General features: G+C 45.5%; 22 protein-coding genes. 5 read left to right on the forward strand and 17 right to left on the reverse strand.

All coding sequences use genetic code 11. The features are described from left to right. Window positions 1-47: 47 nt before the first annotated feature. On the reverse strand, window positions 48-623 hold the full coding sequence (gene lpcA, locus BCU07_RS09450; RefSeq protein ID WP_017063379.1) for a D-sedoheptulose 7-phosphate isomerase: 576 nt from the start codon (window positions 621-623) through the stop codon (window positions 48-50). Window positions 624-952: 329 nt separating this feature from the next. On the opposite strand from lpcA, the gene fadE reads away from it, so the two are divergent. Further along, a complete protein-coding gene (gene fadE, locus BCU07_RS09455; protein ID WP_102428240.1) occupies window positions 953-3,418 on the forward strand; it encodes an acyl-CoA dehydrogenase FadE in 2,466 nt (821 codons plus the stop codon). A 130-nt stretch (window positions 3,419-3,548) separates the two neighbouring features. On the opposite strand, the gene BCU07_RS09460 is transcribed toward fadE, so the two are convergent. Then, window positions 3,549-4,796, reverse strand: a complete 1,248-nt coding sequence (locus BCU07_RS09460) for a TIGR03503 family protein (protein WP_102428241.1) — start codon at window positions 4,794-4,796, stop codon at window positions 3,549-3,551. 9 nt (window positions 4,797-4,805) lie between these two features. Continuing rightward, window positions 4,806-5,573, reverse strand: a complete 768-nt coding sequence (dnaQ, locus tag BCU07_RS09465) for a DNA polymerase III subunit epsilon (RefSeq protein ID WP_102428242.1) — start codon at window positions 5,571-5,573, stop codon at window positions 4,806-4,808. Window positions 5,574-5,629: 56 nt separating this feature from the next. Between dnaQ and rnhA the strand changes: the two genes are divergently transcribed. Then, window positions 5,630-6,094 (forward strand): ribonuclease HI, encoded by a 465-nt coding sequence (gene rnhA / locus BCU07_RS09470; protein WP_017060723.1) that lies wholly within the window; start codon window positions 5,630-5,632, stop codon window positions 6,092-6,094. A gap of 98 nt (window positions 6,095-6,192) precedes the next feature. Here the strand turns inward: rnhA and BCU07_RS09475 are convergent, their stop codons facing one another. Beyond that, complete coding sequence (locus BCU07_RS09475; protein WP_017060724.1) at window positions 6,193-6,975, reverse strand: class I SAM-dependent methyltransferase; 783 nt, start codon at window positions 6,973-6,975, stop codon at window positions 6,193-6,195. A gap of 53 nt (window positions 6,976-7,028) precedes the next feature. On the opposite strand from BCU07_RS09475, the gene gloB reads away from it, so the two are divergent. The 3 genes from gloB to BCU07_RS09490 all read left to right on the forward strand — a co-directional run bounded on the left by gloB (window position 7,029) and on the right by BCU07_RS09490 (window position 10,115). Continuing rightward, entirely contained in the window at window positions 7,029-7,787 is a 759-nt protein-coding gene (gene gloB / locus BCU07_RS09480; RefSeq protein ID WP_017060725.1) for a hydroxyacylglutathione hydrolase, read from the forward strand. Between the two features lie 70 nt (window positions 7,788-7,857). After that, window positions 7,858-9,432 (forward strand): LysM peptidoglycan-binding domain-containing protein, encoded by a 1,575-nt coding sequence (locus BCU07_RS09485; RefSeq protein ID WP_017063374.1) that lies wholly within the window; start codon window positions 7,858-7,860, stop codon window positions 9,430-9,432. Then, window positions 9,429-10,115 (forward strand): YIP1 family protein, encoded by a 687-nt coding sequence (locus BCU07_RS09490; RefSeq protein WP_017060727.1) that lies wholly within the window; start codon window positions 9,429-9,431, stop codon window positions 10,113-10,115. The genes BCU07_RS09485 and BCU07_RS09490 overlap by 4 nt, the downstream gene beginning before the upstream one ends. A gap of 106 nt (window positions 10,116-10,221) precedes the next feature. Here the strand turns inward: BCU07_RS09490 and BCU07_RS09495 are convergent, their stop codons facing one another. The 13 genes from BCU07_RS09495 to bamA form a co-directional block, all read right to left on the reverse strand. Further along, window positions 10,222-11,064, reverse strand: a complete 843-nt coding sequence (locus tag BCU07_RS09495) for an endonuclease/exonuclease/phosphatase family protein (protein WP_017060728.1) — start codon at window positions 11,062-11,064, stop codon at window positions 10,222-10,224. Window positions 11,065-11,125: 61 nt separating this feature from the next. Next, window positions 11,126-11,464 (reverse strand): nitrogen regulatory protein P-II, encoded by a 339-nt coding sequence (glnB, locus tag BCU07_RS09500; protein ID WP_017063373.1) that lies wholly within the window; start codon window positions 11,462-11,464, stop codon window positions 11,126-11,128. Between the two features lie 130 nt (window positions 11,465-11,594). After that, window positions 11,595-11,918 (reverse strand): c-type cytochrome, encoded by a 324-nt coding sequence (locus BCU07_RS09505; protein ID WP_170791809.1) that lies wholly within the window; start codon window positions 11,916-11,918, stop codon window positions 11,595-11,597. Window positions 11,919-11,964: 46 nt separating this feature from the next. Continuing rightward, the gene (gene tilS / locus BCU07_RS09510; protein ID WP_102428243.1) at window positions 11,965-13,299 is read right to left on the reverse strand and encodes a tRNA lysidine(34) synthetase TilS; all 1,335 of its coding nucleotides are present in this window, start codon (window positions 13,297-13,299) and stop codon (window positions 11,965-11,967) included. Between the two features lie 124 nt (window positions 13,300-13,423). Further along, on the reverse strand, window positions 13,424-14,383 hold the full coding sequence (accA, locus tag BCU07_RS09515; RefSeq protein ID WP_017060731.1) for an acetyl-CoA carboxylase carboxyl transferase subunit alpha: 960 nt from the start codon (window positions 14,381-14,383) through the stop codon (window positions 13,424-13,426). A 45-nt stretch (window positions 14,384-14,428) separates the two neighbouring features. Further along, window positions 14,429-17,908 (reverse strand): DNA polymerase III subunit alpha, encoded by a 3,480-nt coding sequence (gene dnaE, locus BCU07_RS09520; protein ID WP_050649624.1) that lies wholly within the window; start codon window positions 17,906-17,908, stop codon window positions 14,429-14,431. Window positions 17,909-18,021: 113 nt separating this feature from the next. Beyond that, entirely contained in the window at window positions 18,022-18,642 is a 621-nt protein-coding gene (rnhB, locus tag BCU07_RS09525; RefSeq protein WP_017063371.1) for a ribonuclease HII, read from the reverse strand. Between the two features lie 33 nt (window positions 18,643-18,675). Next, the gene (lpxB, locus tag BCU07_RS09530; protein WP_017066406.1) at window positions 18,676-19,872 is read right to left on the reverse strand and encodes a lipid-A-disaccharide synthase; all 1,197 of its coding nucleotides are present in this window, start codon (window positions 19,870-19,872) and stop codon (window positions 18,676-18,678) included. Window positions 19,873-20,001: 129 nt separating this feature from the next. After that, complete coding sequence (lpxA, locus tag BCU07_RS09535; protein ID WP_050644950.1) at window positions 20,002-20,790, reverse strand: acyl-ACP--UDP-N-acetylglucosamine O-acyltransferase; 789 nt, start codon at window positions 20,788-20,790, stop codon at window positions 20,002-20,004. 1 nt (window position 20,791) lies between these two features. Beyond that, on the reverse strand, window positions 20,792-21,244 hold the full coding sequence (gene fabZ, locus BCU07_RS09540) for a 3-hydroxyacyl-ACP dehydratase FabZ (RefSeq protein ID WP_009847408.1): 453 nt from the start codon (window positions 21,242-21,244) through the stop codon (window positions 20,792-20,794). Window positions 21,245-21,337: 93 nt separating this feature from the next. Beyond that, window positions 21,338-22,369 carry a UDP-3-O-(3-hydroxymyristoyl)glucosamine N-acyltransferase gene (gene lpxD / locus BCU07_RS09545; protein ID WP_017066404.1) on the reverse strand — a complete coding sequence of 344 codons (1,032 nt, stop codon included), beginning with the start codon at window positions 22,367-22,369 and terminating at the stop codon, window positions 21,338-21,340. Window positions 22,370-22,374: 5 nt separating this feature from the next. Next, window positions 22,375-22,875: an OmpH family outer membrane protein gene (locus tag BCU07_RS09550; protein WP_017063367.1), complete on the reverse strand. Its 501-nt coding sequence runs from the start codon at window positions 22,873-22,875 to the stop codon at window positions 22,375-22,377. Window positions 22,876-22,902: 27 nt separating this feature from the next. Beyond that, window positions 22,903-25,308 carry an outer membrane protein assembly factor BamA gene (gene bamA, locus BCU07_RS09555; RefSeq protein WP_017060735.1) on the reverse strand — a complete coding sequence of 802 codons (2,406 nt, stop codon included), beginning with the start codon at window positions 25,306-25,308 and terminating at the stop codon, window positions 22,903-22,905. Window positions 25,309-25,318 lie beyond the last annotated feature (10 nt).

The following is a 25,318-nucleotide window of genomic DNA, read 5'->3' on the forward strand; positions in this document are numbered from 1 at the left end:
TTAAAACCAATGGAGCCTAAGCTGGGCTCCAAATGTCTGTAAAACTATTATTCCATCTCTTTTTCAACAAGCTGAATCACAATATGAATGATCTTAATGTGAATCTCTTGGATGCGATCTGCGTAACCAAAGTGTGGCACTCGGATTTCGATATCAGCACAACCCGCCATTTTGCCGCCATCTTTACCCGTCAATGCAATCGTCTTCATGCCTTTAGCTTGAGCAGCTTCAATCGCTTTTAGAATATTGGCAGAGTTACCTGAAGTCGACAGACCGAACAACACATCACCTTTACGACCTACCGCTTCTACATAACGAGAAAATACGTGGTCGTAGCCAAAATCATTACTCACGCAAGACAAGTGGCTTGGATCTGAAATCGCAATACCAGCGTAACCTGGACGGTTTTCACGGTATCGGCCTGTTAGCTCTTCCGCGAAGTGCATTGCATCACAGTGTGAGCCACCGTTACCACAAGAAAGCACCTTGCCTTCTTGCTTGAATGAGTCAGCAATCAGTTTTGCCGCCGCTTCAATTTGAGCGATGTTATGGTCGTCACTCAAAAACTTGTTAAGAACGTCAGCAGCTTCGTTTAATTCACTTTTGATTAGGTCTTGGTACATAAGGCTTATCTCTTATTTTTTTTAACGCAACTTAAAGTGCGTGAAATGAGAACTGAGGGTTTTCCCCTCTTTATAACTGAGTTTACCCACAAACATGAAATAGTGTCGACACTTAAGCCCAAAGATTGCCACCTTTATTAACCAGTCACTGTCGATCCGCCCAAATATTCACCACCAACCTCTCACAATTAGAATTTTAACTCTATTCAGATCGCTTTTTATCCAATTTAGAGTTTTACAAATATTTAATATTTTGTTTACACTTAACTGGTTAGACCTCTTACCTAAAACTTAATAACAATAAGTGATCTCTGAAAAGGAAATCGATCATGAACATATTGCTCTCCCTACTCGGCATGACCGTCATCTTAGGCGTCTGTCTTTACCATAGAGTTAGTCTTGTGCGTGCATTAGTTGTACTAACCTGCGCGATGATAGCACTCACACTGTTTGGCGGCGTCGCGATTACTGGCTGGCTTTGTTACCTATTAGCCGTTGCGATCTTTGCTGTACCGACCATTCGTCAGACACTGATCAGCCAAAAAGCACTCTCTTTATTTAAGAAAGTTCTACCGGCGATGTCTCAGACAGAAAAAGAAGCACTAGAAGCCGGCACAGTATGGTGGGAAGCAGAGCTGTTCAAAGGCAAACCTGAATGGAAGAAACTTCAGAACATTGCTGACCCGAAACTCTCTGAAGCTGAGCAAGCGTTTTTAGATGGTCCAGTAAATATCGTGTGTGAAATGGTCAATGATTACCAAGTCACTCATGAGCTTGCTGATTTGCCACCAGAAGTATGGCAATACCTGAAAGACCATAAATTCTTCGCCATGATCATCAAGAAAAAATACGGCGGCTTAGAGTTCTCAGCTTACGCTCAATCTTTGGTTCTACAGAAGCTAACAGGCGTTTCTAGTGTATTGTCATCGACGGTTGGCGTACCTAACTCATTAGGCCCTGGTGAGCTTTTACAACACTACGGTACAGAAGAACAAAGAAACCACTACCTGCCTCGCCTAGCGGAAGGTAAAGAGATCCCTTGTTTCGCACTAACTAGCCCAGAAGCTGGCTCAGACGCTGGCTCTATTCCAGATTACGGTGTGGTTTGTAAAGGCGACTGGCAAGGCGAAGAAGTACTCGGCATGCGCCTAACTTGGAACAAGCGTTACATCACTCTCGCGCCTGTCGCGACGGTATTAGGCTTAGCTTTTAAACTTCGTGACCCGGATGGCCTGCTTGGTGATCAAAAAGATCTTGGTATCACTTGTGCGCTTATCCCAACGGATTTAAAAGGCGTAGAGATTGGCAACCGCCACTTCCCACTAAACGTACCTTTCCAAAATGGCCCGACGCAAGGCGACGATATCTTCGTGCCTATCGATTTCATCATTGGCGGTCAGAAAATGGCCGGTCAAGGCTGGCGTATGCTGGTTGAGTGCCTGTCGGTTGGTCGTGGTATCACACTGCCTTCAAATTCAACTGGTGGCATCAAGTCTGCCGCGCTTGCAACTGGCGCTTACGCTCGTATCCGCCGTCAGTTCAAACAGCCTATTGGCCGCATGGAAGGGGTTGAAGAGCCACTTGCACGCCTTGCAGGTAACGCTTATGTAATGGACGCTGCAAGTAACCTAACCGTTGCGGGCATCGACCTTGGTGAAAAGCCTTCGGTTATATCTGCAATCGTTAAGTACCACTGTACTCACCGTGGCCAGCGCAGCATCATTGATGCGATGGATATCGTCGGTGGTAAAGGCATTTGTTTAGGCCCATCGAACTTCCTAGCTCGTGGCTACCAAGGCTCGCCTATCGCGATTACGGTTGAAGGCGCAAACATCCTGACTCGTTCAATGATCATCTATGGTCAAGGTGCGATTCGCTGTCACCCTTACGTACTGAACGAAATGGAAGCGGCTTATTCTGAAAGCAGCGATGCGCTTGATAAGTTTGATTCAGCGTTAGCAGGGCACGTTAGCTTTACGATGAGCAACCTAGTCCGCAGCTTGTGGTTTGGTTTAACCGATGGTCGTGGTTCTGATGCGCCAACACCTTCAAATAAAACAGATAAACAGACACAGCGTTACTACCAACAGCTAAACCGCTACAGTGCAAACCTAGCGCTACTGTCTGATATTTCAATGGCAGTTCTAGGCGGATCACTGAAGCGTAGAGAACGTTTATCAGCAAGACTGGGTGATATCTTAAGTCAACTTTACCTCGGTTCAGCAACGTTGAAGCGCTTTGAAAGTGAAGGCAGCCACGCTGAAGATCTACCGTTAGTACATTGGGGGATGCAAGATAGCTTACGTCAGACTGAAGTGGCGATTGATGAATTCTTAGCGAACTTCCCTAACCCTGTGATTGGTCGTCTGCTTCGTGTTGTGCTAATGCCATTTGGTCGTATCCGTCGTGCTCCAAACGACAAGCTCGATAGCAAAGTTGCGCACATTCTACAAACACCAAGCGAAACACGCTCTCGTATAGGTCGCGGCCAATACCTAGAAGCGACGGAATACAACCCAGTAGGTAAGATTGAAAAAGCGCTAGAAGTGATTCTTCAAGCTGAACCTCTGTTCGACAAAGTCTGCAAAGAGACACATCAAAAACGTGCCTTCTTACGACTTGATCTTGTGGCTCAATTAGGGTTAGAGAAAGGCATCTTAACGCAAGACGAAGCAGTTCTGCTGATTAGCGCCGAGGAACATAGACTGTACACGATTAACGTTGACGACTTCTCTCCAGAGGAGCTTGCAGCAAAGTCTCAGTACCCAGACCAATCGATTGATAACGTCGCTTAAGGTTAGAAAAAGAAACAAAAACGGGACTCCTATGAGTCCCGTTTTTTTTTGTTCATGACATCGTTGTCACAAATTTTAATGCTTTATCTAGCGGCTTATTCTCTCTAGACAATCTAATCATCTAAGCGAGTTACTTGGGCGCCTTGAGCTGCATCTCAGGTAACGCTTTTTTCTTCGCCTTGACCTTACGAACCACAAACCAAATCAATAAGCCCAATAGAATAGCGACCACATTACCCACCGCAATAATGATCATACTGCGCTGTCTGTCATCTTCACGTTTTTGAAGGATCATCAACTCTGTTGCGATACGCTTCTGTTCAGCAAGAGCTTCTTCTTGAAGACGTCGTGACTCTGCTAAGTCGATATCTTCAACAACGCTGTACGACTGCTCGGTAATTGGAAAAATCAGCGGGCGCTGACTTGAAGCATCAGTGGCATAAACCATCCCTGACCAATTATAAATTCCTAAATCGCCATTATAAGGCACCTCTAAAGCGACTTTCATTGCGTCGACTTCAGCTTGCCCCTGCTTGTACATCACATATTCATCAGGAGCCTTGTGCTCAACATGAACCGCTAATGAGCTCGGTGCGATCATCCCCTGTTCACCAGACACCACAATAGTATGAGGTAAACCCTCTTTTCGTGATTGAATGAAGGTGCTAGTGATCGGTGTTGGGTAAACCAAGACTTCTTGCTCTTGCGCTCGCAGGAACACGCCATTACCAGAGGTAATACGCGCTCGGTATTTACCGGGCTCGATATCAATTGGCAAAGAGACAGTGAACACACCATCTCCGGCCTTTTCATCAAGATCAGCGCCATCATCGGCAAACTCGCCCATCACAACCGGCACCGGGCGCGCTTCTCTCACCAAAGACTCTTCGTTTTCAACAAACTTAGTAAAGGTAACCTTAAGCTTCACGCGATCGAGAAAATCGCGCAGCACCAGCGGCTTGCCATCAGAAGTCAGTCGAGCGGTAAATTTGATGCGCTCTGTTTGATACAACTTATCTGGGAACTCATTAGCATCCAAAACAAGATGAGACAGCAGCTTGATATTGTTCTTAGGGGAAACTTTACCTATCGCTTGCCAAGGGCCGGGCATCGGATTGTCGATAGAGATAATGTCCATGGACGATTCTTCGTACCAACGGACATTATCAGCATTGCGCCAAGAGTAGTATTTCTTGCCATCAGGGCGAACCAAAACGACAGGTTTAGAGTTATCGGCTCGATAAATCACAAAGGTGACTTGTTCAATACTGGGATCAACTCGAAAACGGTTGTCCAATAAACTCATTGCGGATTCTGTTGCTGCATGTAAGCCAAAACTTAACAGCAATAAGCAACCGGTAGCCAATACCCTTAACATACTTTCTCCCTACTGACGCCAGAGGCAGCTTCCGCTTTTCTCGACGAGATCTAAACGACTTTGATGCGCTTCTACTTCATCGGCCGTAGCTCGTAAAACCTTTAGGGATTTTCGACCACTTTCTGCTCTTCGTATACTTTCACCTTCACCTTCCTTTTGACCGGCGTTAAATTGCAGCGAAGTTTGCCCACCCGTCATCAATAAATAGACGTCGGCTAGGATCTCCGCATCGAGCAATGCGCCGTGGAGAGTACGGTGCGAGTTATCAATACCGTAACGATCACATAAGATATCTAGGTTGTTTCTTTTGCCTGGAAATATCTTCTTCGCCATGGCCAAGGTATCGGTAACTTTACAGTAGTCATCCGTTTTACCTATCGCAGGGTTGAGCTTCTCAAATTCATAGTCCATAAAGCCCGTATCGAAGGGCGCGTTATGAGCTACCAGCTCAGCACCTTTGATAAAGTCGAGAAACTCTTTATGTATGTCTTGGTATTCTGGCTTATCAATCAAGAATTCATCGGTAATACCGTGAACGCCAATCGCCTCTTCTTGAATCGCACGATCGGGCTTTATATAGACGTGGAAGTGACGCCCGGTCAGCCTACGGTTGATGATCTCTACTGCACCAATTTCAACGATGCGGTGACCCATATAGTGAGGGCCACCTTCTGTATTCATACCGGTGGTTTCGGTATCGAGTACAACAATGCGCTTATTTTCGTTCGAACTGTTTTTTTCGTTCGTGCTTTGTTCTGGAGTGCTACTGGTATTCATAAGGATAACTGTGTCAGACTATGCCGATAATGTGCTTGAGGTAATAGTATCAAATCATGACGAAACAAGTTGAAATTTTCACTGATGGTTCTTGTTTAGGCAACCCTGGTCCCGGCGGCTATGGCATCGTACTTCGCTACAAAAAAGTCGAGAAGACGCTAGCAGAAGGTTTCACGCTAACAACCAATAACCGTATGGAAATGCTCGCCGCTGTCGTTGCTCTCCAAGCCCTCAAAGAACCTTGCTCTGTGATTCTGACCACAGATAGCCAATACGTGCGTCAAGGCATCACACAGTGGATTCATAACTGGAAAAAGCGTGACTGGAAAACAGCCGACAAGAAACCGGTTAAAAATGCCGATCTGTGGCAAAGGCTCGATAAAGAAACCGCTCGCCATAGCGTTGATTGGCGCTGGGTAAAAGGACACGCGGGACACAGAGAAAACGAAATGTGTGATGATTTAGCGCGAAATGCAGCGGAGAATCCGACTCTAGAAGATACGGGCTATCAACCAAGCTAATCGTCTTTTTAATTAGACGCACATTTCAGAAAGCGATTTATAATTTCTTAAACTAATTGACAATTTCTCAATCGAATTGATAGATGAAAAGCCGACAACTAATCGGCTTTTTCTGTTTTTAGCGGATATGACGCTTTGGCTGAATCCATTGTACGGCGCGTATTGGTTCTAAAACTTGCCCCAACAGGCGAGAAACGTCGCTTAAGGTGCCAATGTGGTTTGATGGGTTTTAGCGGGTAAGTACGCTTACGAGCAACAATAAAGTATTGGCTTCCGGCGAAGGATGCACAACCACCTAAGCTGTTCTCCAACCACGTCCACATCGCTTGATACTTACTCATCGGAAACAGCGCGTAGGTGTCACAATGAATTACTTCATAGTTAAGTACACCTAACCAGTCTTTAATTCGACTTGGCGTGTACATACGCCCACTCCAAGGCAAGCTGTTCTTTCGCCAAGGCATCAAACTGGCAAGCCCAGTGACACTGATTGGGTTGAAGCCCGTGATAATGATATAGCCATCGTCCATCATCACTCGATCGACTTCTCTCAATAAGCGATGCGGGTCATTGCTATAATCTAGCTGATGACTCAGTACTACAACATCAAAGCTTTTCTCCAAAAAGGGTAAATTATAGCCATCCGCTATCACATTATGTAATGGGTTCTGGATATCTAGGTTTACTTGATGTTGAATGTTGCATGTGCAGCTAGAAATCTCACTACTGAGGCCACCGAGCTTGAGCATATGGTAACCAAATAGCTTTGGGCACCACTCATCGAGTCGAGTTTGAATAGATTCTCTCAACCAGTCCCCATTGTGCAATTGCGCCCAAGTGTAAGGACGTTCAAACTTCTTTCTGCTACGTGCTGGCTTCATCAATAATCTGTCTCACTTATTCTGTCGCACTAATAGTGACTGGAGAACCAATAATGTTACATATCAAAAGCATACCTGCATTTAACGACAATTACATCTGGCTGATTCAAAATAGCGATCGCCGTTGTGCTGTCGTCGACCCTGGTGATGCGGCTCCAGTATTAGAGTACTTGGCACACCATGAGCTAACTTTAGATGCAATCTTGATTACACACCACCACCACGATCACATTGGTGGTGTTCCAGAACTCGTTAGACAATTTCCCGGCGTGGATGTTGTCGGTCCAAGGAATGAACCTATCCCTACCTTAACTCATCCGGTCGATGATGGTGATCAATTAGAACTGTTTGGCGAAGTATTCCTCGTCCTAGGGCTCAGTGGCCATACTGCGGGTCATATTGGTTATGTGGGCGATGCCAAACTGTTTTGTGGTGATGTGTTGTTCTCTGCGGGCTGTGGCCGAATCATGGAAGGCACACCACAACAGATGTTCGATGCACTGAATAAGATCACGGCTCTGCCTCAAGAAACCGAAGTTTATTGTGCACATGAGTACACTGCAGCCAATATCGCTTTCGCATTAGCCGTAGAGCCTGATAACCAACATTTGCAGCAATATCGCGACCAAGTGAACCGACTTCGCGCTCAAAATAAGTCGACCATCCCCACAAATTTGAGACAAGAGAAGTTTGTGAACCCCTTCCTGCGCTATACCGAGCCAAGTGTAGTGAAATCAGTGTCTAATCGCACCGAGCAGACCGATCCTTTATCGGTATTCACCGCTTTACGTGCGTGGAAGAACGAATTTTAACAAATACAGACTTGTCACTCATAGGGGGTGGCAAGTATTATCATCGGCCGTTAATTAAAAAGGCTGTAACATGCGAGTTAAGTACAGCTGGGCTTTGGTATTACTACTTTCTGGTTGCCAATTAACTCAGTCAGAGAATCCAGACCAAGCTTCCGAGCAAACCAACACATCTCCTACTAAAGAAGTTTCTCAAGCGAACGTTTCATCAGAAGCAACAGCCAAAGAAGATCAAAAAGTTGAAGCACCTGTCGTTACTCCACAAACACAAGAAGATGTTTGGAAACGCATTGCGATGCAACTTGAAATGGAAGTGCCAGACCAAAAGAAGGTCGACTACTACCGAACTTGGTATCTCAAGCACCCGAGTCATCTAAAAACAGTATCAAAGCGTGCTGAACCTTTCTTGTATCTGATCACGACTAAGATTGAAGAAAAAGGCTTACCACTAGAATTGGCACTACTACCCGTTGTAGAAAGCTCTTTCGATGCATTTGCCTACTCTCATGGCAGTGCTGCTGGTCTATGGCAATTCATTTCAGGCACTGGCAAAGACTACGGGCTTGAACAGAACTTTTGGTATGACGGCCGCCGCGATGTTGCCGCCTCTACCGACGCCGCATTGGACTTCCTCTCAGATCTTAACCGACGTTTCGATGGCGACTGGAATCATGCGATTGCTGCCTATAACAGTGGTGGTGGTCGAGTAAACAGCGCAATCCGCAAGAACAAGAAGCTTGGCAAGCCAATCGACTTTTTCTCTTTGGACTTACCAAAAGAGACCAGCAGCTATGTACCTAAACTGCTTGCTCTAGCAGATGTCATTGCCAACCAAGAAAAGTATGGCATCGATATTCCGGCGATCCCGAATAAGCCAGTGCTGACTCTGGTTAACCCTGAAGAACAGCTTGATTTAGCCATTGCTGCGAACTACGCAGGCATTCCTGTCAAAGAACTTCAAGGTTACAACCCGGCTTACAACCAATGGGCAACGGCACCAGAGAAACACCAACAACTATTACTTCCTTTAGATTCAGTTGAGAAATTCAACAAAGAAGTCGCTGCCAATAAAGGCAAAGGCATGAAGTTGGTGCGTTACAAGGTTCAATCTGGTGACAGCATTAGCGTACTGGCAAGCAAATATAACACCACCAGCAAAGTGATCCGCTCTGCAAACGGTTTGAGCAACAACAATATTCGTATTGGCCAGCACTTACTTATCCCAACATCCACCAAAGACGACAAGACATACGCCCTAAGCGCCTCAAACCGCCTAGCAAGCACACAGTCGAAGAGTCGTGGTCAATATAAGCTCAGCCATACTGTAAGAAGTGGTGACAGCCTATGGACGATTGCACGCGCAAATAAGGTCTCTCATCAATCACTGGCTAAGTGGAATGGCATGGGACCACGCGACACGCTTAGAGTTGGTCAAGAACTGGTCATTTGGAAGAACGGCTCAGACGGCGCCATCATCCGTACGATCTTTTATAACGTAAGATCAGGTGACACAGTCAGCGGTATTGCATCAAAGTTCAAAGTAAAAAGTACAGATGTTGTAAAATGGAACACTTTGCAGAACAAAAAATACCTACAGCCAGGACAAAAACTGAAGCTGTATGTTGATGTAACTAAGGTAAGTGTATGAACCCGTCAAGTAACCCACTCGTCATGCTGTTGGATATATTCCGTTCGCCAACAGCTTGTTTCTTAGCGCTTTATCAACGAAGTGCTTGGGGATGGCAACCCTACGTCGTATTAATGCTCAGCCCATTTTTGTTTTGGGGTGCTTATTTTTCGAATGTAGATTTTGCATGGTTAAGTGCAGAGCTCTCGCAGCAACTGGCTCAAACGAACCCTGACCAATTGGCGTTACTTGACAGCAATACCTTACTCGCAAGTGAAATCATCAGCGACGTATTTGGCCGAACATTAACCATCGTTCTATTGGCATTCTGGTTTAACCTAGCAACCAAGCCAAGCCAACATCAGCACAGCTTTTGGCGATGGTTTGCAGCGGCATCGGTTGTTATATTCCCAGCTGTTTTAGGTGATGTAGCAAGCTACGCAAGCCTGATACTCAAGCATGGACATGTGATGAACTACGCTGCCGACTTGAACAGCTTAAATGGCTTGATCAAGTTACCGCTAACTAATGATTGGTCACAGTTTGCTAGCTCATTACCACTGCTTCTGCCATGGTACATCGTGCTAGGTTATGCTGCGGTATTAACGTGGACTGAGTTTGAACGCGGGCAAGCGCTTGTGATTTCAGGCTTACCATGGGTTGGCTACTACCTAATCTGGGCGCTCTACATTTTAATCTTTTAAGTAGAAGAGATAAGGCTAGCGAAGACTCTCTAGCCTATTGTTCCGTTAGATTTCCCAAGGTAACCACCGTGCGAATGGTTAAGTTCCAATGACTAATAGCTAATCACTATTTAGCCTTAAAGGTCACTCGCATAGGGTTATGATCAGAAGCGTCCGTAATGGGCGCTTTTGCTTTTTCTACCTCTAGCCCTCGATAGAACACATGGTCGAGCACCAGTCCTGTAATGAACTGAGTTCTGTTATCTGGCTCAAAGGCAACTTCCGTCAAACCAACCTTCTCCAACGCATCTTTCAATACAGCAAAGCGAGCTTCACTCCAGCTATTAAAGTCCCCAGCAAAAATAACCGGCCCACGATACTTTTGCAGATTGTCAGTTAAGCTCTTGAGCTGAGCCTCGTAATCTTCCGTACCAAAGGTAAAGTTCACAGCGTGGATATTAATCACAGCCAGCTCTTCGCCATTGTTTAGTTGGTAACGCGACCAAAGCGCCGATTTAGGCAGTTGAAGCCAAGGTTCTTCATGAGTATAAGCACAAGCTTCGATCGGTAAATGGGTTGCTAGGTTGAGTACCCCAGCACTTTGCTCAAAGGCCTCAAACGCATTAACACGTGTGCTTCCCCACTGTCCGCTCATTACCCATTGGCGAAGTCCTTCTGTCATACTAGCTTCTTGCAGCAAGACTAAATCGCTACCTGCCGACAGCTTATTTAACTCACTCTGCCAATTATTTCGGTTTTGCTTGTAGATATTCCACACCGTAATGTCTAAGCCATCAGACACATCAATCGCTTTCGGTGCAGAGTTTTGGTAGCAACTGTAGATGTCGTTACTGGTACTTTGAGAGGAAATGATCAGGTTGGGTTTATTCGGGATCACGAAGATAAAATGAAAACTAACGACAGCAAGCGTTATCAATAACGTGATAACAATGATGGTTTTCTTAAACATACAGCACCCTACCAGAGATGAAAAAGGAGCGATAAACGCTCCTTTTAGGGTAATAGTTTTTTTATACGGCGTCTTCGTCTTCTTCGCCAGTACGAATACGTACCACACGTTCAACTTCAGTAATGAAGATCTTACCGTCACCAATTTTACCTGTTTGAGCCGTCTCAATGATGGTATCAACACATTGGTCAGCCACTTCGTCGGTCACAACGATTTCTAGTTTCACTTTAGGTAAAAAGTCGACCATGTACTCTGCGCCGCGGTATAGCTCAGTATGACCTTTTTGACGTCCAAAGCCTTTAACTTCAGATACTGTCATACCCGTAATACCCACTTCTGCAAGTGCTTCACGTACATCATCAAGTTTGAATGGCTTGATAATGGCTTCAATCTTTTTCATGTTCATCCCTTAAACTGTGCGAATGGCTCATTATCGGTTAGCTATAGTAAACATTCAATGAAAAAAGCCAGAGCTTTAAAGCTCTGGCTCGAAATTTATCATCTTGTTTAATCAGCGCTTTGAGAAGGTTTTACTTAAGGCTTGCGTAGTAAGCGGCTAGATTCGCGATGTCTTCATCACTCAGCATTGAAGCTTGAGCCTGCATTACAGCGGCCAAACCGCCGGTGCGCTGGCCATTCTTATAGGCCTTAATTGATGAAGCGATGTATTGCTCGTTTTGACCTTTAAGGTTTGGATAGCCAGGGATCACTGCGATACCGTCTGCACCATGACATGCCGCACAGATTGCTGCTTTAGCTTGACCCGCAGCAACATCAGCCGCCAGAGCGTTACCACTCAATAGTCCAAATCCAAGAACTAATCCTAGTGTAATTTTCTTCATTGCATATTCCATTAATTATTTTTATTAAAGTGACGGTGAATTGTGACATAAACTTTTTCTACTTGCTCCAAAGCGCTTCACAATCTTGACCTTCGTAGTTTTTATCTACGAATAAGCCTAAAACAGCGATCACTCGATCGCCATCCATTAATATCGGCGTTCTGCGTCTTAACCAACTGGGTACTTGGTACTCTTGAAACAACTTCTTAAGCTTCCTGCTATGACCGCGCCCAACAGGGTGTGCTGACAATCCCTCAGGGTTAAATATCACTCGCAGTGTTCCTCTCGTTGTGTTGAGACTAAAATGTTGCGCATCACAGTGGTTAGATACACCATCACTCGCCGCTGAAGTTAAGTGTAGTTCCCCTAAACCGTCAGGCAAAACTAAGCTCTCTTCCATCGAGATATCACTTTGCCAGTTCGACAAGTCTTTGGTCTCTTTGACGACATAGAGCTGATGATTAAAACGTCTAACCTCAACCTCATTCAACACCAGCTTAGGGTTGGCGTCTGCCTGAGCACATGCCACCTCATCCCATATAAGTTTGAGCTGCTTTTGGCTCGGCATCGGTTGATTACAGCGGCTCAGCCACATTCTTAATAAGCGTGCACGCAGTAAATCAGAGTGCTGAGATAATACCTCAATACTTAAGCTGTGCTTCTCAGTCAAAGCTTGTTGTAAGTGAGATTCTAACAACTCATCCAACAGTAACTCTTGCTCTGCACATAGCTGAGCACTACGACTGACCGATTCTCGAAAACTAGGCCAACGCTCGGTCAGTGTCGGAGTGACTTGATGACGAATAAAATTACGGTCAAAGCGAACGTCTTGATTACTCTCATCTTCTACCCAAGTTAAAGCCATATCGCGCGCCGCCCCTTCAATATCCGTTCTCGTCACCGACAGCAGTGGGCGAACGATATGAGCACCTGAAAATGGCATCACTTTCGCCATTGAAGAGAGCCCTTTCGGACCACTGCCACGCTTAAGAGCTAACAAGAAGGTCTCGACTTGGTCATCGATGTGCTGGCCTGTCACTAACACATCACCTTGTCTAATATGCTTTTTAAGGGCTTGGTATCGCGCGTCTCGAGCCAGCTTTTCAACGCTTTCTCCACGGCTAATATCTAGCGAGACTCGTTCAATGAACAAGGATACCGACACAGCATCACACCATGTTTTGCACTGCTCTGCCCAATAATCAGCATTGTTGCTTAAGCCGTGGTGAACATGTACCGCACAGCAATCGATGTGATGGGACTTAGCGAATTGGGCAGCCAACTCCAACAACACTCGTGAATCGACACCACCACTGAAAGCGACGATCAACCGACAAGGCTTAAGCGCGCTTTGATCAAGTACAGATGTGAAGGTATCAATTAAGTGTGTCATGAGGCTAATAAACCAAGAGATCGTGTGTTAAGGGATAATGTTTTAATAATAAAAAAGGGTTGGCACTGAGTCCAACCCTTTCATCATTTGTTCGTATAGCTAGCCTTATCGCTAAGGCAAGTTATCAGCAGTAGCCGTAGCTCATTAGACGCTGGTAACGACGCTCAAGCAGCGTTTCGTTATCAAACTGCTCTAGCTCTTCTAGCTGTTTAACTAACATGTCTTTCATGTTTTGAGCGGTTTGTGCAGGGTCGCGGTGCGCGCCACCTAGAGGCTCAGGAATGATTTCGTCGATAAGCTCAAGCTCTTTAAGACGAGGAGCAATCAGGCCCATCGCTTCAGCTGCTTGTGGTGCTTTATCTGAATCGCGCCATAAGATTGAAGCACAACCTTCTGGAGAGATTACTGAGTACGTAGAGTACTGAAGCATGTTCACGTAGTCACCAACACCAATCGCTAGTGCACCACCAGAACCGCCTTCACCCACAACGTTACAGATAACAGGAACTGAAAGGCCAGCCATCACTTTTAGGTTTTTAGCGATAGCTTCAGATTGACCACGCTCTTCAGCACCAACACCTGGGTATGCGCCCGCTGTGTCGATGAAAGTAATAATAGGCATGTTGAAACGCTCAGCAGTTTCCATTAGACGTAGCGCCTTACGGTAACCTTCTGGCTTTGGCATACCAAAGTTACGGATCACTTTCTCTTTAGTCTCACGACCTTTCTGGTGACCAATAACCATAACAGGACGGCCATTTAGACGAGCCATACCACCCACAATAGCTTTGTCGTCAGCGTAAGCGCGATCGCCCGCCATCTCTTCAAACTCTGTGAATGCATGCTCCAGGTAATCTTTGGTGTAAGGACGTTGAGGGTGACGAGCAAGTTGAGCTACCTGCCATGCACCTAAGTCACTAAAGATTTTCTGTTTAAGCTCTAAGCTTTTTTTCTCTAGTTGTTCGATTTCTTTGTCTAGATCTACCGCTGTGTCACCACCGTGACGCGAAACGTCACGTAGCGCTTCGATTTTTGCTTCAAGTTCAGCGATAGGCTTTTCAAATTCTAGAAAGTTCAGGCTCATCTATGAATCCTTGTTGATTCAGCTCCGCATTCGCGAAGCTAAATTTTAGTTAAATTCGAGTTCTACTTGGCTATTTCCAAGCAGCTGTTTTAATTCGTCTAGTAATGTATCACTTGGCGTCACACGCCATTCTGTGCCCAATGTTAACCGCGCTCTAGCGTCGGCACGCTGGTAGTATACATTGACTGGGACCGTTCCGGCTCTATAAGGTTCTAAGATTTGACTAAAGCGTTCAAAAAATTGACCGTTAATTTGGGATTGGTCGATAGATATCGACACCCCACGAGCATATTTCTCACGGGCGCTTCCTAAGTCCATGACCTCGCGCGCGGACATTTTAAGCCCGCCATTGAAATCATCAAAGCTGACCTGTCCGGAAACGACCACAATTTTGTCTTTTTCGAGCAATTCTGCGTAGCGATCGAGCGCATCCGAGAACAACATCACTTCCATTCGGCCCGATCGGTCATCAAGTGTCATCAAACCGATTCGCGTACCGCGCTTAGTCGTCATTACTCTCGCAGCAATCACCAAACCGGCAATTGTTAGTGATTGGTCACGACGCGTTGGCGTGGCATCTTTCAAACGACAGCTGGTGTATTTCGCTAACTCTTTGATGTAAGCGTTAACCGGGTGACCCGTTAAATACAAACCAAGCGTTTCACGTTCACCTTCAAGCCAAACCTTCTCAGGCCATTTAGGCACTTGGGTATACTTGTGTTCAACCTCTTCCGGAGCGTCGGTCAACACGCCAAACATATCAGATTGACCAAAAGACTCGGCATGGTGATGTTGACTCGCTGCCTTCACCGCATCTTTCAAAGATGCCATCATCGCCGCTCGGTGAGGACCTAATCTATCTAAGGCTCCGGATAGAATCAACTTTTCGATAACACGTTTATTAACCTTCTTCAGATCAAGACGTGCACAGAAGTCGAATAAGTCTTTAAAGTAACCACCTTTATTTCGCGCTTCAATAATCGCTTCAATAGGGCCTTCACCGACCCCTTTGATCGCACCGATGCCATAAACAATCGCGCCATCTTCATCCACGTTAAAGCGGTACAGACCCGAGTTGATATCTGGTGGTAAAAGCTTGAGCTTCATACGGAAACATTCATCAACAAGGCCAATAACCTTCTCGGTGTTATCCATATCTGCCGTCATTACCGCAGCCATAAATTCCGCTGGGTAGTGCGTTTTCAGCCATAGCGTTTGATAAGAAACCAGTGCATATGCTGCGGAGTGAGATTTGTTAAAGCCGTAGCCCGCAAATTTCTCTACCAAGTCAAAGATCTTCATGGCCAGCTCGCCATCAACACCATTGGCTTCAGCACCCTCTTTAAAGGTACCACGCTGCTTTGCCATCTCTTCTGGCTTTTTCTTACCCATCGCACGACGCAACATATCCGCTCCACCAAGCGTATAGCCAGCAAGGATCTGTGCGATTTGCATTACCTGCTCTTGATACAGGATGATGCCGTACGTAGGTTCTAGCGTCTCTTTCAGCGATTCGTGTTGCCACGTTTCATCAGGGTAAGAAACCGCTTCACGGCCGTGTTTACGGTCGATAAAGTTATCTACCATGCCTGATTGCAGAGGACCCGGACGGAACAGGGCTACCAATGCGATAATATCTTCAAAACAGTCGGGCTGTAGACGTTTGATAAGGTCTTTCATACCACGCGATTCCAGCTGGAATACCGCGGTGGTTTCAGAATTTTGTAATAGGTTAAATGACGCTTGGTCATCAAGAGGAATCGACTCGATACGAACCGGTTCTTTCCCCTCTTTCTTCAAACGTGGATTCACTAGGCCTAACGCCCAGTCGATGATGGTCAGGGTACGCAGCCCCAAGAAGTCGAACTTAACCAAGCCAGCCGTTTCAACGTCATTCTTATCGAACTGCGTTACTGGGAAGTTACCTTCTGCGTCGGCATAGATTGGCGCAAAATCGGTGATCGTGGTGGGTGAGATAACAACACCACCTGCGTGCTTACCGGCATTTCGCGTACAACCTTCAAGGATGCGACACTTATCAATCAGCTCACGAACTTCTTCATCGCCATCGTAAAGCTCTGGCAATGCAGGTTCAGCAAGGAATGCTTTCTCTAGCGTCATACCCGGGTCTGGCGGTACAAGCTTTGAAATTCGATCGACGAAACCAAACGGGTGGCCCAATACACGGCCTACATCGCGGATTACCGCTTTTGCCGCCATGGTACCAAAGGTGATGATCTGAGAAACGGCATCACGACCGTACATTTCAGCCACGTGATCAATAACTTGGTCACGCTTATCCATACAGAAGTCGATATCGAAATCGGGCATGGATACACGTTCTGGGTTCAAGAAACGTTCGAAAAGTAGATCGTATTCAAGTGGATCGAGATCGGTGATATCCAAGGCGTAAGCGACTAGAGAGCCGGCACCAGAACCACGGCCAGGACCTACTGGCACATCGTTGTCTTTTGACCACTGGATGAACTCCATTACGATCAAGAAGTAACCTGGGAAACCCATGTTGTTAACAACTTCGAGCTCAATCTTGAGTCGCTCATCGTATTCCGGTCTGCGCTCAGCACGCACTTTTTCATCTGGGAATAGGAACGCTAGACGTCGCTCAAGGCCTTCTTCAGATTTCTTGATCAAGAAGTCTTCAATCGCCAAACCTTCCGTTGGGAAGTTAGGCAGGAAGTACTCGCCCAGACGAACCGTTACATTACAACGCTTAGCAATCTCAACACTGTTCTCAAGTGCTTCAGGAATGTCTGAGAACAGCTCACACATCTCTTCTTCACTACGTAGATATTGCTGCGCGCTGTAGTTCTTAGGGCGACGAGGATCGACCATAGTGAAACCATCATGGATCGCCACGCGGATTTCGTGAGCATCAAACAGGTCTTCAGTTAGAAAAACCACTTCGTTGGTTGCGACAACAGGCAGGTCTTCCTGTTCAGCAAGCTCTAACGCAAAGTGTAAGTATGACTCTTCATCTGGTCGTCCGGTACGAATCAGTTCCAAGTAAAAACGATCGGCGAAGTACGTTTTGTAAAACTCGACGCTGCTTGCAACCAAGTCACGGTTACCTTTCAGCAACGCCTTACCAATCTCACCTTCTTTGGCGCCCGATAGAATGATCAGGCCTTCTGCATTCTCAATTAGCCACTCTTTATCAATAACAGGCTGATGTTGAACATGACCACGAAGGTAAGCTTTTGAGATGAGTAACGTTAGGTTGTTATAACCTTTATTGTTCGTTGCGATAACGGTGAGCTTGGTCAACTCGTCACCAAATTCTGGAGACTGCATCAAGAAGTCAGCACCAATAATAGGTTTAACCCCACACCCATGGGCAGTACCGTAAAACTTCACTAAACCACACAGGTTGGTAAAGTCGGTCAATGCTAGAGCAGGCATACCCATTTCAGCGACTTTTTTAACTAATGGTGGCACCTTGGATAGGCCATCCACCATCGAAAAGTCACTGTGTACGCGTAGGTGAACAAATTTTGGATCTGACATTATTTTTCCTGAGTTCTAGGTTTGAGCCTAGGATTACAACTGTGTGTATTCTATTTTTTTCTAATACAAGTTAGCAACTTTATTCGATGCTAAGCTCTAGTTAACGTAAAGCTCTAATCTATACCAAGAATACGTTTTACTGGCTTAAAGCTCTTGCGGTAATGCTCGGTTACACCATGTTTTTCAATCGCTTCGAAATGCGCTTTGGTCGGGTAACCTTTATGCTTAGCAAAACCAAACTCTGGATGAAGTTTATCAAGATCTTCCATCTCTTGGTCACGAACGACTTTTGCGATAATAGACGCCGCACTGATTTCAGCCACTCGCAAGTCCCCCTTCACAATCGCAAGACCATCCATCGGCAGTTCTGGGACTCGGTTTCCATCTATCAACGCCATATCAGGTTGAACGCTCAACCCCGCGATAGCTCGCTGCATAGCAACCATCGTCGCTTGCAGAATATTCAACTCATCAATTTCTTGTGGAGAACAACGACCGACAGACCACGCCAAAGCTTTCTCTTTGATTTCAGGAAGTAACGCAAGACGCTTTTTCTCAGACAATTTCTTTGAGTCGTTCAAGCCTTCGATTGGGTTGTTTGGATCAAGGATAACCGCAGCGGTCACCACGTCGCCAACCAAAGGGCCACGCCCTACTTCATCCACGCCAGCAAACAGCTGGTAACCTTGCGGGTATTCAAATGGAGGAAGCTCTTTTTTTTCTTTTACTGCCATAACTAATCTCTTAATGTTCTGTAAATAAGCGCTTTATGCTTCAACAAAAGGTCGGTCAATCAATTTCAATACTGCGTTAGCGGCTTGTTTGTCTGCGTCTTTACGGATCCAGTGATGCATCTCGGTAAAGCGTTTGATCAAGGCACTGTTATCGGCTGATAGCATTTTATCGACAGACGGGAACAAAAAGTCTGGGTGGCACTCTTCAAGAATATGCTCTTTCACGATCTCTTCACCAGCCAAAATATTCGGCAGTGACACAAACTCAGTGATCGCCAACTTCTTAACAATGTAACCCGTCAGCTTATTTACTTTGTAACCAACCACCATAGGGCGTTTAAGCAACATACATTCAAGAGCCACGGTACCTGAAGCCAAGAGCACAGAATCAGCGGCGGTAATCACGTTGGTTGCCGTATCTTCGACTAACGTGAATTCAAGCTCAGGTGCGGTCGATTGCCAGATTTCAGTAAACTGCTTTTTACGCTGCTCGTTAACGAGCGCAACAACAAAATTGATATCCGGATACTTCTGCTTGATACGTTGGCAAGTTTCGATAAATGGCTGAGCAATCAAACCCATCTCACCACCACGACTACCCGGTAATACGGCTAACCACTGCTTGTCTTGATCAAGACCTAACAGCTCTCGAGCATCTTGTTTACTAGGCTCTAAAGGAATCGCGTCTGCCAACGTGTGACCAACAAACTCACAGGCAACGTTATATTTATCGTAGAACGCTTTTTCGAACGGCAAGAAAGCCAAGACTAAGTCGGTTGCTTTGTCGATTTTAAAGATACGCTTTGGACGCCAAGCCCACACTGAAGGGCTCACGTAATGCACCGTTTTGATACCAGCGTTCTTAAGGTCTAACTCAAGCCTTAGGTTGAAATCGGGCGCGTCGATACCGACAAAGACATCGGGTGGATTTTGAGTGAAATACTTAACCAGCTCTGCTTTTACTTTTAACAAGCGAGGTAAACGGCCAAGCACTTCAACTAAGCCCATAACGGCCAGCTCTTCCATCTCGAAAAGAGACTCACAACCTAGGGCTTTCATTTTCGGCCCGCCAATGCCAACGAACTCTGCATTCGGGTATTGTGATTTGATCGCTTTGATAAAGCCTTCACCAAGCGTATCGCCAGACAGTTCGCCGACAACAATGCCTACGCGCAATGGTTCATTCGAAACGAAGTCCGAGCTATTGGTTGCTGCTTCTTGCTGTGCCATAGTTTTTCAATTCCCTTGTTGCCTAAAACAAAAAAGACCGCCTAACGAGTAGCGATCTTTTTGTTATACCATTCTGATGAAGTAGTTATTGCCATACTCACATTGATTGGTACATAACCATATCGAGTATTAACGAATAATACCGCGCTCAGAGTTCTCTAGCATTTCAAGCATAGGCGCTACCGAAGTAAACTCTTTTGCCATTTCAACTAAAGCCGCTTTCGCTTCTTCAAGTGTTTTACCTGAACGGTATAGCTCTTTGTACGCCTTCTGTAGTGCACGAATTTCAGGTTTTTCAAATCCGTTACGCTTCAAACCTACTAGATTAAGACCGAATGGAGCCGCGTGGTTACCCTGTGCAAGCACGTACGGCAGTACATCTTGAACAACTGCAGAACAACCACCAATGTATGCGTAAGCACCAATTGAGCAGAATGGGTGAATCGCAGAAAGTGCCATAACACCAGCGTAGTCGCCAACCGTTACATGACCGCCAAGAATAGCGTTGTTACCAATGTGAGTGTGGTTACCAACAATAACATCGTGCGCTACGTGAGCATTAACACAAAGTAAGTTGTCATCACCAATCACTGTGGTTGCTTTGTCTTGAACCGTACCACGATGGATTTGAACCGCTTCACGAATTACGTTGCGATCACCGATCACAACTGTTGTGTCTTCGCCGCCGTATTTCTTATCTTGGTTTTCTTCACCGATAACAGCGTGTGGGAAGATACGGTTTTCTTTACCAATGGTTGTGTGACCTTTGATCACAACGTGCGACATCACTTCAGTGTCGTCACCAATTGTCACGTTACCAGCAATGTAAGTGAAAGGCCCAACCGTCACGTTAGCACCGATAGTTACATCACCTTCGATTACTGCTGCCGGGTGAATTTTCGCTGTTTCATGAATCATATTAAAACTCTCTACGAGCACATTTAAGTTCAGCTGAACATACAACTACGCCGTCAACCTTAGCAACACCATTAAACGATGCGATGCCACGACGTTCTTTTAAGAATTCAACTTCGATAACCAGTTGGTCACCAGGTACTACTGGCTTACGGAATTTTGCTTTATCAACACTTGCAAAGTAGTAAAGCTCGTTGCCAGAAGGCGCACCAAAAGATTTAAATGCTAGAAGGCCTGTTGCTTGTGCCATTGCTTCTAAGATCAACACGCCTGGGAATACAGGAAGTTGTGGGAAGTGGCCTGTGAACTGAGGTTCGTTAACAGAAACATTCTTAATTGCGGTCAGTGTTTTTTCTTTTTCAAAGCTAGTCACACGATCAACCATTAAGAATGGGTAGCGATGAGGTAGTAGTTCCTGAATTTCAGTAATGTTCATCGTTGTCTGTTCAGTAGTCAAAGTCGTATTCCTATGTATATTCTTTATTTAATTAGAAGGATTATAAACGAAAAAGACTCGCTGTACGCGAGCCTTTTATTAGAAATGCTGGAATTATGATTCCGCGCTCTTCTCAATAAGTTTTTCAACGGTTTTCAAACGCTTGTTCATTTCATCAATACGATGAACTCGCGTCGCTGTTTTACGCCAGTCTTTATTTGGCTGTAAAGGAATACCCGAAGAGTACATGCCTTTCTCAGTGATGCTGCGCATTACCATCCCCATACCGGTGATTGTAACGCCGTCAACGATTTCAATGTGACCATTAATCACACAACCACCACCAATAATACAGTACTTACCTATCGTCGTGCTGCCTGCAATGATAGTACCACCAGCAAGAGCTGAACCATATCCGATGTGAACATTGTGAGCAATCTGGAGTTGGTTATCTAGGATAACGTTGTCTTCGATGATTGTGTCATCTAATGCGCCGCGGTCGATGGTAGTACACGCGCCAATTTCTACGCGGTTACCAATGCGAACAGAGCCGACTTGCGGGATCTTAACCCATTCACCTTTCTCGTTCGCATAACCAAAGCCATCAGAGCCAATAACAGTACTTGATTGGATCAGACATGCTTCACCAATCACAACTTCATGGTAAACACTTACGTTAGCCCACAGCTTAGTGCCTGCGCCAATTTTTGCATTTTTACCAATAAAGCAACCAGCACCGATGATCACATCATCACTAAGTACTACACCAGACTCAATCACAGCGTTCGCACCAATAGACACATTTTGTCCAATAGTTGCATCGCTAGAGATTGAAGCAGAATCAGCAATAGCCGCTGCGGGTGCAGGAGTAGTATCAAGCGCTTGAGCAACCTTAGCAAAAGCAACGTAAGGGTCACTAACCACAATAACGTTGGTCTTACACAATTCGCGCTCACTCTCTTTAACCATAATAGCGGACGCTTTACAGTCACCTAGGTGCTTGCTGTACTTCACGTTAGAAAGGAACGTAATGTTACCTTCTTGCGCTTTATCCATAGGAGCGACTGCTGAGACGGTAATCGTACCGTCTCCGTGTAGCTCTCCCCCAGTAATCGTTGCCAATTCGGCTAAAGTCAGGTTCTTCATAAAACTTATTTCAGTGATTTAATTACTTGCTCAGAGATGTTGTATTCAGGCTTACCGTATTGTAGAGCTTGAATATCAACGATCATGTCGTAGCCTTCTTTCTCTGCAACTTTAGTTACAGCATCTTGAATCACTTTGAACAGCTTCTGCTTCTCTTGTGCTTCACGACGTTGACTTGCTTTTTCTAATGCTTGAGCTTTGATTTTGTACTTGCTGTCTAGTTGGCCAACTTCGATACGAAGCTTCTCAACTTCTTCAGGACCTAGTAGCTCGCCATCACGCTTAAGCTTTTCAATCTTGGTTTTCGCTTCAGCTTGAATGCTCTGTAGCTCAGCCGCTTTATCTTTGAACTCTTCCTGCATTTTTTGAAGAACAACTTCACGCTGAGGTAGAGCCTGGAATACTTGTGCAGTGTTTACATAACCCACTTTTTGCGCAGCTTCAGCAGCTGTTGCAAAGAAAGAAGAGCTAAGAACTACAAGGCCTAAACCTGCTGCTTTAATCATATTTTTCAAAATATTGTCCTTTAAATATTAGAAAGTTCTACCAATGGTAAATGTGAAGAATTCCTCATCATCACCTTCGTAAACTTTAATTGGTTTCGCTAGAGAGAAAACCAGTGGGCCCATTGGTGACATCCATTGAAGAGCGGCACCATAAGATGAACGGTAATTTGTTGGGTCAGAGTAATCGTAGTAGTACTGGCTGCCACTATTTGGTGCGCCGCGGTCTACGAACTCTGTGTCCCATACACTTGCCATGTCGAAGAAAACACTGGTACGAATTTGGCTGCGCGCTTCATCAGAAGCAAACGGCGTTGGTACAATTAACTCTAAGCTTGCTAAGGCAACCGCGTTACCACCCACTGAATCATCAGTAGCGGTATCATAGGTTGGGTTATTACCTGTGCTGCTGCCGTAAACGGCTTTCGGGCCAGCTGAGTTAGAGCCAAAACCACGTAGGGTTGTAAAACCACCTGCGTAGTAGTTCTCGTAGAATGGGAACAAGTTATCGTTACCATCTGTTTGACCATAACCATTACCATAGCCTAATCGGCCGCGCATCAATAGTGTGAACTCATGCTTTTTGGTCAGCGGGATGTAATGTTTTACATCGTACTGCATTTTGAAGTACTGAGCATCAGAGCCTGGTACCGTCATTTTAGCGAAAGCACGTTGGTGGTTACCCTCAGTTGGGAAGAAACCACGGTTCAAATTGTTACGCGTCCATGAAATATTGATATCGAAGTCATCGGTTAAGATGTGCTCGTCACCGTATTGGTCGATACTTCTCGCGAACTGTTCAACTTGGATATAAGTCGGTACGTTACCGATCTTGTTGTGCGTATAGCCCACACCAAACTCGATACGGTTCAGCTCATCCATAGGGAAACCCCATGTTAGGCTGGTACCGTAACTTTGGTTGGTATAGTCGACGATGCCCGCTTCAGAGGCTTCAAATTCGTTGTAGAAGATCTTACCGCCTAAGCTCACACCATCAAGGTTCCAGTATGGGTCACGGTAGTCTAAGCTCACGTTCTTTTGGTAATCATTCATCATGGCACTTACGCCAACACGGTTACCTGAACCTGCAAAGTTATCTTGTTGCAAACCAACTTGGAAACTAACACCTGATTCAGTACCGTAGCCAACACCAAAGTTGATACTGCCTGAGTTCGCTTCCTTAACGTTGTAAACCAAATCAACTTGGTCTTCACTGCCAGGAACTCGCACTGTTTGTACATCAACCGTTTCAAAGAAACCTAAGCGGTTAAGACGGCTCTTACCGGTATCAATGGACTTAGAGTTAAGCCAGCTGCCTTCCATTTGACGCATTTCACGACGCAGTACTTCGTCTTTCGTTGAGTTGTTACCCGTGAATCGAATATCACGAACATAGATACGGCTGCCCGCTTCTACATTGATAACCAACGACACTTCTTTGGTCTCATCGTCAAATTCAGGAATCGTGCGAACTTGTGGGTACGCGTAGCCAGATTCACCAAGAATTCGTTTTACGTTCTCTTCCAAAGACGTTACCGAAGAACCGTTGTACGTATCGCCGTCTTCGAATGGCACTAACGCTTCGAAGTCAGCCTCACGACCGATTAATTCACCACGGAAAGAGACATCTTTAACGGTGTAGGCTTCGCCTTCATCGAGGCCAAGCGTGATGTAAACACCTTTTTTGTCTGGAGAGATCGCCACCTGCGTAGAGTCAACCTTAAACTTAAGGTAACCACGGTCAAGGTAGTAAGATTTCAGCGCTTCGATATCACCGGCTAATACTTGCTTTTGGTATTTTTCATCCGCAAGGAAATTCCACCATGCAACATCAACATTCAGATTGAAACGACTAAGCAGTTCAGAGTCAGAGAAGACTTCATTACCGATAAAGTTGATTTGCTGAATCTTAGCGGATACGCCCTCAGTAAACACAAACTTAAGGTCAGAACGGTTACGTGGCAGAGGTGTCACAACCGCTTTTACTGTCGCGTTGTACTTACCAACACTGTAGTAAAAATCTTCAAGGCCTTTTTCAATGTTACTCAGCGTAGTACGGTCAAGGGCTTCACCTTCACGAACACCAGACGCATCTAGGTTCTGCTGAAGCTGTTCTTCTTTAATCGCTTTGTTACCCGAGAATGAAATGCTTGCGATGGTCGGTCGTTCTTGAACTTGAACAATCAATACACCTTCATCACGAAGTACTTTAACGTCCTCAAAGTTGCCCGAAGCATACAATGCACGAATGATCTCAGACACATCGCTTTCATCCACTTCATCGCCAATACGTACTGGCATTTTCAGTAGAGCTGCACCAAGTGCAACACGCTGTAAACCTTCGATCTTGATATCTTGAACTACAAAGTTTTGTGCTCCGTTCGCAGCCACACTAGTGGCCAATAGACTTGCGAACAGAATTTGCTTAATCGCCATACTTATTCTA

Source organism: Vibrio sp. 10N.261.54.E10 (assembly GCF_002877735.2).
GTDB classification, from domain to species: domain Bacteria; phylum Pseudomonadota; class Gammaproteobacteria; order Enterobacterales; family Vibrionaceae; genus Vibrio; species Vibrio crassostreae_C.

What these genes read in the sequence shown, in the direction of transcription:
- dnaE (WP_050649624.1), bottom strand. Translation starts at nt 17,908, where the DNA reads ATGTCAGATCCAAAATTTGTTCACCTACGCGTACACAGTGACTTTTCG.
- lpxB (WP_017066406.1), bottom strand. Translation starts at nt 19,872, where the DNA reads ATGGCACAGCAAGAAGCAGCAACCAATAGCTCGGACTTCGTTTCGAAT.
- fadE (WP_102428240.1), top strand. Translation starts at nt 953, where the DNA reads ATGAACATATTGCTCTCCCTACTCGGCATGACCGTCATCTTAGGCGTC.
- BCU07_RS09550 (WP_017063367.1), bottom strand. Translation starts at nt 22,875, where the DNA reads ATGATTAAAGCAGCAGGTTTAGGCCTTGTAGTTCTTAGCTCTTCTTTC.
- lpxA (WP_050644950.1), bottom strand. Translation starts at nt 20,790, where the DNA reads ATGATTCATGAAACAGCGAAAATTCACCCGGCAGCAGTAATCGAAGGT.
- glnB (WP_017063373.1), bottom strand. Translation starts at nt 11,464, where the DNA reads ATGAAAAAGATTGAAGCCATTATCAAGCCATTCAAACTTGATGATGTA.
- rnhA (WP_017060723.1), top strand. Translation starts at nt 5,630, where the DNA reads ATGACGAAACAAGTTGAAATTTTCACTGATGGTTCTTGTTTAGGCAAC.
- gloB (WP_017060725.1), top strand. Translation starts at nt 7,029, where the DNA reads ATGTTACATATCAAAAGCATACCTGCATTTAACGACAATTACATCTGG.
- BCU07_RS09505 (WP_170791809.1), bottom strand. Translation starts at nt 11,918, where the DNA reads ATGGAATATGCAATGAAGAAAATTACACTAGGATTAGTTCTTGGATTT.
- BCU07_RS09485 (WP_017063374.1), top strand. Translation starts at nt 7,858, where the DNA reads ATGCGAGTTAAGTACAGCTGGGCTTTGGTATTACTACTTTCTGGTTGC.
- lpcA (WP_017063379.1), bottom strand. Translation starts at nt 623, where the DNA reads ATGTACCAAGACCTAATCAAAAGTGAATTAAACGAAGCTGCTGACGTT.
- tilS (WP_102428243.1), bottom strand. Translation starts at nt 13,299, where the DNA reads ATGACACACTTAATTGATACCTTCACATCTGTACTTGATCAAAGCGCG.
- bamA (WP_017060735.1), bottom strand. Translation starts at nt 25,308, where the DNA reads ATGGCGATTAAGCAAATTCTGTTCGCAAGTCTATTGGCCACTAGTGTG.
- BCU07_RS09490 (WP_017060727.1), top strand. Translation starts at nt 9,429, where the DNA reads ATGAACCCGTCAAGTAACCCACTCGTCATGCTGTTGGATATATTCCGT.
- accA (WP_017060731.1), bottom strand. Translation starts at nt 14,383, where the DNA reads ATGAGCCTGAACTTTCTAGAATTTGAAAAGCCTATCGCTGAACTTGAA.
- lpxD (WP_017066404.1), bottom strand. Translation starts at nt 22,369, where the DNA reads ATGAAGAACCTGACTTTAGCCGAATTGGCAACGATTACTGGGGGAGAG.
- dnaQ (WP_102428242.1), bottom strand. Translation starts at nt 5,573, where the DNA reads ATGAATACCAGTAGCACTCCAGAACAAAGCACGAACGAAAAAAACAGT.
- BCU07_RS09460 (WP_102428241.1), bottom strand. Translation starts at nt 4,796, where the DNA reads ATGTTAAGGGTATTGGCTACCGGTTGCTTATTGCTGTTAAGTTTTGGC.
- BCU07_RS09475 (WP_017060724.1), bottom strand. Translation starts at nt 6,975, where the DNA reads ATGAAGCCAGCACGTAGCAGAAAGAAGTTTGAACGTCCTTACACTTGG.
- BCU07_RS09495 (WP_017060728.1), bottom strand. Translation starts at nt 11,064, where the DNA reads ATGTTTAAGAAAACCATCATTGTTATCACGTTATTGATAACGCTTGCT.
- rnhB (WP_017063371.1), bottom strand. Translation starts at nt 18,642, where the DNA reads ATGGCAGTAAAAGAAAAAAAAGAGCTTCCTCCATTTGAATACCCGCAA.